This window comes from Streptomyces sp. NPDC030838 (assembly GCF_055572035.1).
In genome coordinates this window covers 305,948-314,461 of sequence record NZ_JBVIED010000012.1, presented here as the reverse complement: position 1 = coordinate 314,461, position 8,514 = coordinate 305,948, and the positions used below count along the sequence as shown (strand labels likewise).

Here is an 8,514-nt window from a genome sequence, read left to right as displayed (position 1 = left end):
GTCACCGGCGGTGTGCGTCTGGTCGTAGTACAGCTTCAGCTCGGCCGCATCCAGCTTCGTACCCGCCGGAACACCGGTCAGCGGGAACTTCAGCAACGCACGCGAAGCACCCGTGGAGGTGTTACCCACCGACAGACGCCAGTTGGCGTCGTAGTTCGAGCCCGGACCGTCCGAAGAGATCATCACATCCTGCGCCGTCGACGGCGTCGGAGCGATCTGGATCGTCGGATCGATCGTCACCGGATACTGCCGCTCCGGGGCGGCCAGCCACTTCGCATCCGGGATGACCGTCAGCTTCCAGCCCTTGCCGTCGCGGGTCAGCTTCTGCTCGACAGCGGTGCTGTAGGCGGTGCCGTAGGGAGACTCGGCGTCCTTCTTCGCATCCGCCATGAACGGCGCCGGAATCACCAGCACCGGGTGCGTGCCCTCACCGTAGAAGGCTATGGAGCCATTCTTCGCGGCCCTCGGGGTCAGCCCGTCCGTGTCCAGCGTGAAGGTGAACTTCACCGGACCGTCCGGACGGTCGGCCAGGATGATGTTCTCCTTCACCCGGCCCGCACCGACCTCGTACGACAGGTCCGCACCCGCCACCGCGTCCCGATAGGTGACCGTGTCACCCTTCGCCACCGCGTCCAGCGAGCCCCTCACACCCTGAAGGCCCAGCGTCACCGCATGCCCGTCGGCGGACTCCACCCGGACCAGCCGGTCGGCCTCCTCGCCGAACCAGCTGCGCGTCGCGTTCGTGGTGTTGGCGTACCGGTAGCCGTCCCGGCCGGACTTCCCCACCCGGGCGTCGATGTCCCGCCACGCCTTGCCCGCCCGGTAGGCGGTCGGCACGGCCGACACCTCGGCCTGCACCCGCCCGTCCGACAACTGCCAGAACCGGGTGTTCGCCGTACGCCGGCCGGTCAGCTCCTTGACGCGCTTCGCCTTCGGCGCCACCTTCCCCTTCGGCAGCTTCTGCCGATCGGCCACACCCGCCTCATCGTGCGAGACGGGCTTCGCCCGTTCCTTGTCGTCGTCCGCGAACCAGTCCGCGATGCTGTCGACGAAACCCTCGTCGTCACCACCGGAACCGGACGCGGCATAAGCGGCCTGCGGAAGCAGTGAACTTGTCACCGCCGCCGTCACCAGGCACGCCAGCACCCTGCCCAATCTGGGACTCACGCCAAACCTTTCCATGAATGACCGTCGAAATCGCCGGTGGTCTAGTGAGGGAACTGATGAGAAGTCAAGTGATTGGACATTGCGGCCACTTGCTGCGACAGGCCCTTCAAATCGGCCATTCGGGCGTTCATTGATGTCCGTTATATCCACTCACTGGAAAAAGGCTCACGCCATGGGGTATAAACCCGCGCGGACTCAGCACCCGAGAGCTGAGTACCCAGTAATTCACCGGCCGAGGGGGAAACCAATGGGTGACGACAGCGCGAAATCCGCGGTGGTCGGCCGGCCGGACCGTGCGGGGCTGATCACGGCCACCGTGGTACTCGCCGCGTGCGGCGGACTCGTGCTGTACGGGGTGCTCTCCCCGGCCGGCGAGGAAAAGAAGAAGCGCGAGGTGCCCACCGCCATGGTCACCTACGAGGTGACCGGCAGCGGCACCGCCGACATCACCTACCAGGCGCGCAGCGAGTCCGGAAAGGCCGCCGTCGTCAAGGCGGCCGACCTGCCCTGGCGCAAGACCGTGCCCGTACCGCTCGGCCGCAGCCCCGTCGTCAGCATCGTGCTCGGCGAGCAGGGCGGCCAGGCCCGTTGTGCCGTCGCCGTCCAGGGCCGGCACATGCAGAGCGCCACCGCCAGCGGCGGCTTCGGGCGCGCCACCTGCACCGGCACCCTGCCCAGCCCCAGTCCCAGCCCCGATCCGGCGGACGCCTCGGCCACGGGCTGACCGCGCGCCTTCCGGCGCCCCACCGCAGGCCGCAGCGAAAGAACAGCGAAAGAAAAGGGAGGGCCATGAGCCCCAGAAGATCCCGCGCACGCAGCACGCTCGGCCGTTCACGCATCACCTGGCTGGCCGTCGGCGCGACCGTGCTCGGCGGTGCCGGGCTGGCGACGGTCGCGGTCGCCTCCTCCGAGGAGGGGTCCGGCACCGCCGACACCGCCCGCCCGGCGAGCGCGCAGACCATGGCGTTCGGCGGGACCGGCAAGGCCAAGCGCACCCTGCCGCGCACCGAGACCAGGGACTTCTCGCTGATCGGCGTCTCCTGGTCGGACCACACCCGGCGCTTCGACGGCACCGCGCAGATCCGCACCCGCAGCGCTGAGACGGGCGAGTGGTCCGACTGGCGTGACCTCGACTTCGACACGGTGGCGCCGGAGACGGACGAGACGAACCCCCGCGTCACCCGCGGCGCCTCCGAGCCGCTGTGGGCAGGCCCGTCCGACGCGGTCGAGGCGCGCGTCCTCGCCGACGGCGAGCAGACGGCCGTACCCGAGGGGCTGCGTCTGGACCTGATCGACCCCGGCACCACCCCCACCTCCCAGGGCAAGGGCAAGGTCAGCCACGCCGGAAAGCCCGGCAGGACGACTGCGACGACAGCCCCCGCCGAGACCATCTCCACCGCGCCCCAGTCGTCGACACCGGACCCCACGGCACCCGACACCACGACACCCGACACCACGGCCCCTGGGACGTCGGCTCCGGCCGACCCCGCCTCCCCCGTCACCACGGTCCCGGAGACCACGGTCCCGGAGACCACGGCACCAGAGACCACTGCTCCGGAGACGACAGCCCCTGAGACGACGACCCCGGCCCAGCCCGCCACGCCCCCCATCGTCAGCCGCGCCGGCTGGGGCGCCGACGAGTCGCTCGTGAAGAGCCCCCCGGAGTACATCTCCAAGGTGGAGGCGGTCTTCGTCCACCACACCGCGGGCACGAACGACTACACCTGCGCCGACTCCCCCGCCATCATCCGGGCCATCTTCGTCTACCACGTGCAGACGAACGGCTGGAACGACGTCGGCTACAACTTCTTCGTCGACAAGTGCGGCACCGTCTTCGAGGGCCGCGCCGGCGGCGTCGACAAGCGGGTCCGGGGCGCCCACACCTACGGCTTCAACGGCGTCTCCTCCGGTGTCTCCCTGCTCGGCAACTACGAGGACGGCGGCACCCCCACCCCCGCCGCGCTGACCGCCATCGCCGACATCGCCGCCTGGAAGCTGGGCATGGACGGCGTCGACCCGCAGGGCCGGGTGACGCTCACCGCGGCCGGCGACACGGGCGTCTACAAGACCGGCGAGAAGGCCACCCTGTACACCATCTCCGGCCACCGCGACGGCTACGCCACGCTCTGCCCGGGCCAGAGCCTCTACGACCGACTGCCCGACATCCGCACCCAGGCCGCCGCTTCGCCGTACGCGGCCAGGTAACCGGCGACGCCGGGGTCAGCGTGAGCGGCCGGTGGTCCGTTCGGTCGCCAGCAGGGCCCGTGTCGCCGGATGTGACGGTGCCGCGAACACCTCGGCCGTCGGGCCGGATTCGGCCACCCGGCCCGCCTCGAGGACCGTGACGGTGTCCGTGCGGTCCGCGATGAGGGGGAGGTCGTGGCTGATGAGCACCAGGGCGGTGCCGTGGTCCTCGCGGAGACGGGTGAGGAGGTCCATGATCGCCTCGGCGGTGGCGGAGTCCAGCGCCGAGGTGACCTCGTCGCAGATCAGTACGTCCGGGTCGGCGGCGAGGGCGCGGGCGATGGCGACGCGCTGGCGCTGGCCGCCGGAGAGTTCGTGCGGGTAGCGGTCGGCGAAGGCGGGCGGCAGGCCGACCTGTTCGAGCAGGTCGGCCACCCGGGACGGTATCTCCGGGGGCGTGGCGCGGCGGTGCAGGCGCAGGGGGCGGCCGATCGCCGCGCCGATCGTGCGGCTGGGGTTGAGCGCGCCCAGCGGGTTCTGGGTCACCAGCTGGATGCGGCGGCGCTGTTCGCGGGCGCGGCCGCGCAGACCGGTGCTGAGCGGGCGGCCGTCGAGGCGGAGGCTGCCGGAGGTGACCGGCTGGAGGCCCACGATTGCCCGGACCAGGGTGGTCTTGCCGGAGCCGGACGCGCCGACGATGCCGGTGGCTCCGCCGGGGGCGACGGTCAGGCCGACGCCGTCGAGGGCGGGCGCGGTGCCGCGGCGGCGGCCGAAGGTGACGCGGAGGTCCCGGGCCTCCAGGACGGGCACGCCCTCGCTCTCCCGCGTCGTGCGCCCCGCCGGGGTGGCGGGCCGGGGTGCGGGCAGATGGCCGCCCAGTTCCACCACCTCGTCGGCGATCCGGGCGACCAGCTCCGGGTCGTGGCAGGACAGGCAGACGGCCAGCCGGTGTTCGGCGGCCAGGTGGCGCAGCAGGTCGCCGATCTCCTCGCGGAGTTCGGGGTGCAGTCCGGCGGTGGGCTCGTCCAGCAGGAGGACGTCGGGGCGGCGGGCCAGGGCGCGGGCGAGGGCGACCCGGCGCTGCTGGCCGCCGGAGAGGGCGGCCGGGCGGCGGGCGGCCAGCCGGCCGTCGTCGGGGAGGCGGACCTCGGACAGCAGGGCGGTCACCGTGTCGGCGGCGCGGTCGGCGGAGAGTTCGCGGACGAGGGTGCGGACCCGCATCCGCGGGTTGAGGCCGGATCCGGGGTCCTGGCCGACGTAGGCGAGGCGTGTGCTGCGCAGGGCGCGCAGTTCCTTCTCGGAGACGGCGAACACGTCGTGGCCGAGGACGTCGACGCGGCCCGCGGTGCGCCGGGTGCCCGGCGGCAGCAGTCCGGTGACCGCGCGCAGCAGGGTGGTCTTGCCGGAGCCGGACGGTCCGGTGAGTGCGGTCACCCGGCCGGGGCGCAGGGCGAGATCCGCGTCCTCCAGCAGCAGTCGGCCGTCGGGGGCGGTGACGGTCAGGCCGGTGACCTGGACGACCGGTGCGTCCGTGGGCGGTCCGGCGGGCTTTCGGTACCGGGCGGGATCGTGGCTCACAGGACGGGCACCGCCTTCCGGCCGGTCTGCGGGGCGAGGGCCGCAGCGGCGAGGTTGACACTGAGGGCGAGCAGGCCGATGGCGGCGCTGGGGGCGACCACGGCCCAGGGGTTGAGGAGGATCCCGGCGGAGTTCTCGCGGATCATCAACGCCCAGTCGGCGGCGGGGGGCTGGGGTCCGACCTGGAGGAATCCGGCCGTGGCGACGAGGTAGACGGCGGCGACGAAGCGCAGTCCGAACAGGGCGAGCAGGGTGGCGCGCAGGTTCGGCAGGATTTCGCGCCAGACCAGGTACCAGAGGCGTTCGCCGCCTGCCGCGGCCGCCTCGACGTATCCGGTGGCGGCGACGGGAGCGGCGGCGCCCGCGGCGAGCCGTACCGCGTAGGGCACCCCGAGCGCGACGGCGGCTGCGATCACGGCGAGCCGGCCGCCGCCCGGCCAGGAGAGGGTGACCAGGAGGATGCCGAGTACGGCGGGCAGCAGCATCAGGACGTCCGCGACGCGTTCGACGATCCGTCCGACGACGGGCCGGACCGCACCGACCGCGCCGAGGACGGCGGCGACGGCGGTGACGAGGACGGCCACCAGCAGCGAGGACACGACCAGTTCGCGTCCTCCGGCGAGGAGCCGGCTGAGCACGTCCCGGCCGAGCTGGTCGCCGCCGAGCACGGCGTCGGCGCCGGGTTCGGCGTACGGGGCGGTCACCGGGGTGTCGATGGCGTGCGGGGCGAGCCAGGGGCCGCACAGGGCGAGGGCGACGAGGAGCAGCGCGGGCAGGACCCTGAGAAGGGAGCCGGGGATCGTTCTCATCGGCGGCCTCCCGCCATCAGGTCCCGGACCAGGTCGGCCAGGAGGAGTACGACGGTGATGACCGCCCCGGCCAGCGCGGTGACCCCGGCGATCACGGGGCTGTCGCGGTCGGTGACGGCGGAGGCCAGGACGGAGCCGATGCCGGGGTAGTTGAAGATGGTCTCCACGACCACCGCGCCGCCGAGCAGCATGCCGGTGGAGGTGGCGAGGCCGGCCGCGATGGTCGGCAGGGCGCCGGGCAGGACGTGGTGGGTGAGGACCCGGTGCGGCGGCAGGCCGTCGAGGACGGCGGTCTCCACGTGCGGGGCGCGGGCCTCGTCGGCGAGCGCGGCCCGCACGATCCGGACGTTCCAGCCGGTCTGCGGGATGGTCAGGGCCAGGGCGGGCAGGACGAGCATGGTCCAGGAGTCGGGTGTTCCGTCGGCGTCGGTGAGGGTGACCGCGGGCAGCCAGCCGGTCCACAGCGACAGCACCAGGACCAGCGCCACGGCCACCACGAACTCGGGCAGCGCGAGGACGGCGGTCGCCGTGCCGGACACCGCCCGGTCGGCGCGGCCGCCGGGCCGGAGCGCGGCCCAGCAGCCGAGGGCGATCGAGAGGACGGCGGTCAGCAGCAGGGCGATGCCGCCGAGCAGCAGGGTGTTGGGGAACGCGGTGGAGAGCAGTTCGGTGACCGGCTCGCCGCGCGCGGAGGTGCCGAGGTCGCCGGTGGGCAGGCCGGACATCCAGTCCCAGAAGCGTTCGAGGACCGGCCGGTCGAGGCCGAGGAGTTCCCGGCGGCGCTCGATGTCGGCGGCGGTCTCGCCGCGCTCGGAGGTGGCGTTGGCGGCGTCGCCGGGCAGCAGCTCGACGGTGCAGAAGACCAGGGCGAGCAGGAGGGCGAGCAGGGCGGCGCGTTTGAGCAGCAGGGCGCCGGTGCGGGTGAGCGCGGACAGGGCGAGGTGCCGCGCCGGCCCGGTCTTCCCGGGCGGCGCGGCGAGGTCGGTCGTCAACGGGCCAGCCATGCCCGCTCGAGCTGGACGCGTCCGTAGCCGGGCAGCTTGGGCAGCCCCTGGACGGCGGGTACGGCGAGGTCGATGCCGTCGGCCATGCCCCACAGCAGATAGCCGGAGCGCTCGTGCTCGATCCGCTGGAGGTCCTTGAGCTGCTGGGCGCGCGCGGTGGCGTCGGCGGTGCCCATGGCCTTCTCGTAGGCGGCGTCGAACTCCTCGTCCTTCCAGCCGGCCTCGTTCTGTCCGCTGTCGGAGATCATGGTCTTGCTGGCGAAGAAGACGACGGAGTCGTTGGTGCCCCAGTAGGTGGTGTAGAGGTCGCCCTTGAGCCAGGTCTTCTCCCAGAAGACGGCGGACTCCTGCTTGACCACCTTGACCTTGACGCCGGCCTCGCGGACCTGGGAGGCGAAGAGGGTGGCGGACTCGGCGAGTCCGGAGATGTCCTCGGTGGTGAGCAGTTCGTACGTCTTGGAGGTGTCGAACCGGGCTTCCTTCAGCAGCTGCCTGGCGCGGGCGAGGTCGCGGGCGCGCTGCGGGATGTCCTTGGCGTAGGCGGGGTCGCCGGTGCCGAGGATGTCGTTGGCGACGCTGCCGTAGCCGGAGAGCACCTGCTTGACCATCGCGTCCCGGTCGACTGCGAGGCGCAGGGCCTCGCGGACCCGGGCGTCGGCGAAGGGGCCGTCGGCGGCGCGCATGACGATGGGCATCGCCATGTCGTTGGGCCGGCGGATGGTCTGGATGTCCTTGCGGCTCTCGGCGGTGCGGGCGGCGACGGCGCCGACGTTGGAGGCGAGGTCGAGCTGGCCGGAGAGCAGGGCGTTGGCCATCGCCTGCGGGCTCTCGAAGATCTTGACCTCGATGGCGTCGAGGTGGATGTCGCCGCCGTACCACTTGTCGTTGCGCACCAGGCGGGCGTTGCCGCCGCGGAACCACTCCAGCTTGAAGGGGCCGGTGCCGGGCGCCTTGGCTATGTCCTTGTCGCTGGTGCCCTTGGGTATGACGAAGGTGGTGAGCCGGGTGAGCTGGGGCAGTTCGGCGTTGGGGTAGTCGGAGACCAGGACGACGGTGTCGTCGCCGTCGGCGGTGATGTTCTTCGCCTGGATGCCGGGGAGCCGGGAGGCGCCGGAGGGGGTGCCGCGCAGCCGGCGCAGGGAGAAGACGACGTCCTCGGCGGTGACGGGGGTTCCGTCGTGGAAGACGGCACCCTTGGCGAGTGTGAATCGCCAGGTCTTCAGATCGTCGGAGGCCTGCCACTTGGCGGCGAGCCGGGGCATGGTATTCGGCTTGGTGCCGGGCACCGTCAGGGTGTCGTATACGAGGCTGAGGATCAGGTAGTCGCTCTCGTTGGCCTGGGTGCCGTGCGGGTCGCGGGTGATGGCGCCCGCGCGGCCGAGGGCGCCGACCCTCAGGGTGCCGCCGCGGCGGGGCTTGGCGTCGCCGGTGCCGGGGGACCCGGCGGGGTCGTCGTCACTGCCGCCACCACAGGCGCTGAGCAGGGCGGCCGTAGTCATGGCACCGCCCGTCCACAGCAGTTGACGTCTCGTCAGGTCCACGTTGTCCTCGATTTCACCGGGTGGGTCCACTTACTGAGGTTTGCCTACCCTGCCTCACAGGGGGCGCACAAGGAGCGCACGGAGTGATATTGAACAAACTTAGGTAAGCCTTGCCTTCACCCTATGTGTTGGCTATGTTTCTCGACGGCCACCGGGCGGCTACGCAATGTGACAGCCCGCTCAGGGCGCCCTTTGCAAGAGCCCGTTCACCATCGGAAAGCGCTGTCCACG

7 protein-coding genes are annotated in these 8,514 nt (G+C 72.1%); 2 read left to right on the top strand and 5 right to left on the bottom strand.

Annotated features, from left to right (window positions below):
* Positions 1-1,167 (bottom strand): DNRLRE domain-containing protein (locus tag ACZ42A_RS28300; RefSeq protein WP_468530097.1); only part of this gene is annotated, 1,167 nt, incomplete at its 3' end.
* 247 nt (positions 1,168-1,414) lie between these two features.
* Here ACZ42A_RS28300 and ACZ42A_RS28295 point away from each other — a divergent pair.
* Entirely contained in the window at positions 1,415-1,891 is a 477-nt protein-coding gene (locus ACZ42A_RS28295) for a hypothetical protein (RefSeq protein WP_468530096.1), read from the top strand.
* A 65-nt stretch (positions 1,892-1,956) separates the two neighbouring features.
* Entirely contained in the window at positions 1,957-3,372 is a 1,416-nt protein-coding gene (locus tag ACZ42A_RS28290) for a peptidoglycan recognition protein family protein (protein ID WP_468530095.1), read from the top strand.
* Between the two features lie 15 nt (positions 3,373-3,387).
* Here the strand turns inward: ACZ42A_RS28290 and ACZ42A_RS28285 are convergent, their stop codons facing one another.
* The 4 genes from ACZ42A_RS28285 to ACZ42A_RS28270 are packed head-to-tail and all read right to left on the bottom strand — an operon-like array spanning position 3,388 to position 8,241.
* The gene (locus ACZ42A_RS28285; RefSeq protein WP_468530094.1) at positions 3,388-4,929 is read right to left on the bottom strand and encodes an ABC transporter ATP-binding protein; all 1,542 of its coding nucleotides are present in this window, start codon (positions 4,927-4,929) and stop codon (positions 3,388-3,390) included.
* Positions 4,926-5,738, bottom strand: a complete 813-nt coding sequence (locus tag ACZ42A_RS28280) for an ABC transporter permease (RefSeq protein ID WP_468530093.1) — start codon at positions 5,736-5,738, stop codon at positions 4,926-4,928. Before ACZ42A_RS28280 ends, ACZ42A_RS28285 begins: the two co-directional genes overlap by 4 nt.
* Entirely contained in the window at positions 5,735-6,742 is a 1,008-nt protein-coding gene (locus ACZ42A_RS28275) for an ABC transporter permease (protein ID WP_468530092.1), read from the bottom strand. The genes ACZ42A_RS28280 and ACZ42A_RS28275 overlap by 4 nt, the downstream gene beginning before the upstream one ends.
* The gene (locus ACZ42A_RS28270; protein ID WP_468530091.1) at positions 6,727-8,241 is read right to left on the bottom strand and encodes an ABC transporter substrate-binding protein; all 1,515 of its coding nucleotides are present in this window, start codon (positions 8,239-8,241) and stop codon (positions 6,727-6,729) included. The genes ACZ42A_RS28275 and ACZ42A_RS28270 overlap by 16 nt, the downstream gene beginning before the upstream one ends.
* Between the last annotated feature and the right edge of the window lie 273 nt (positions 8,242-8,514).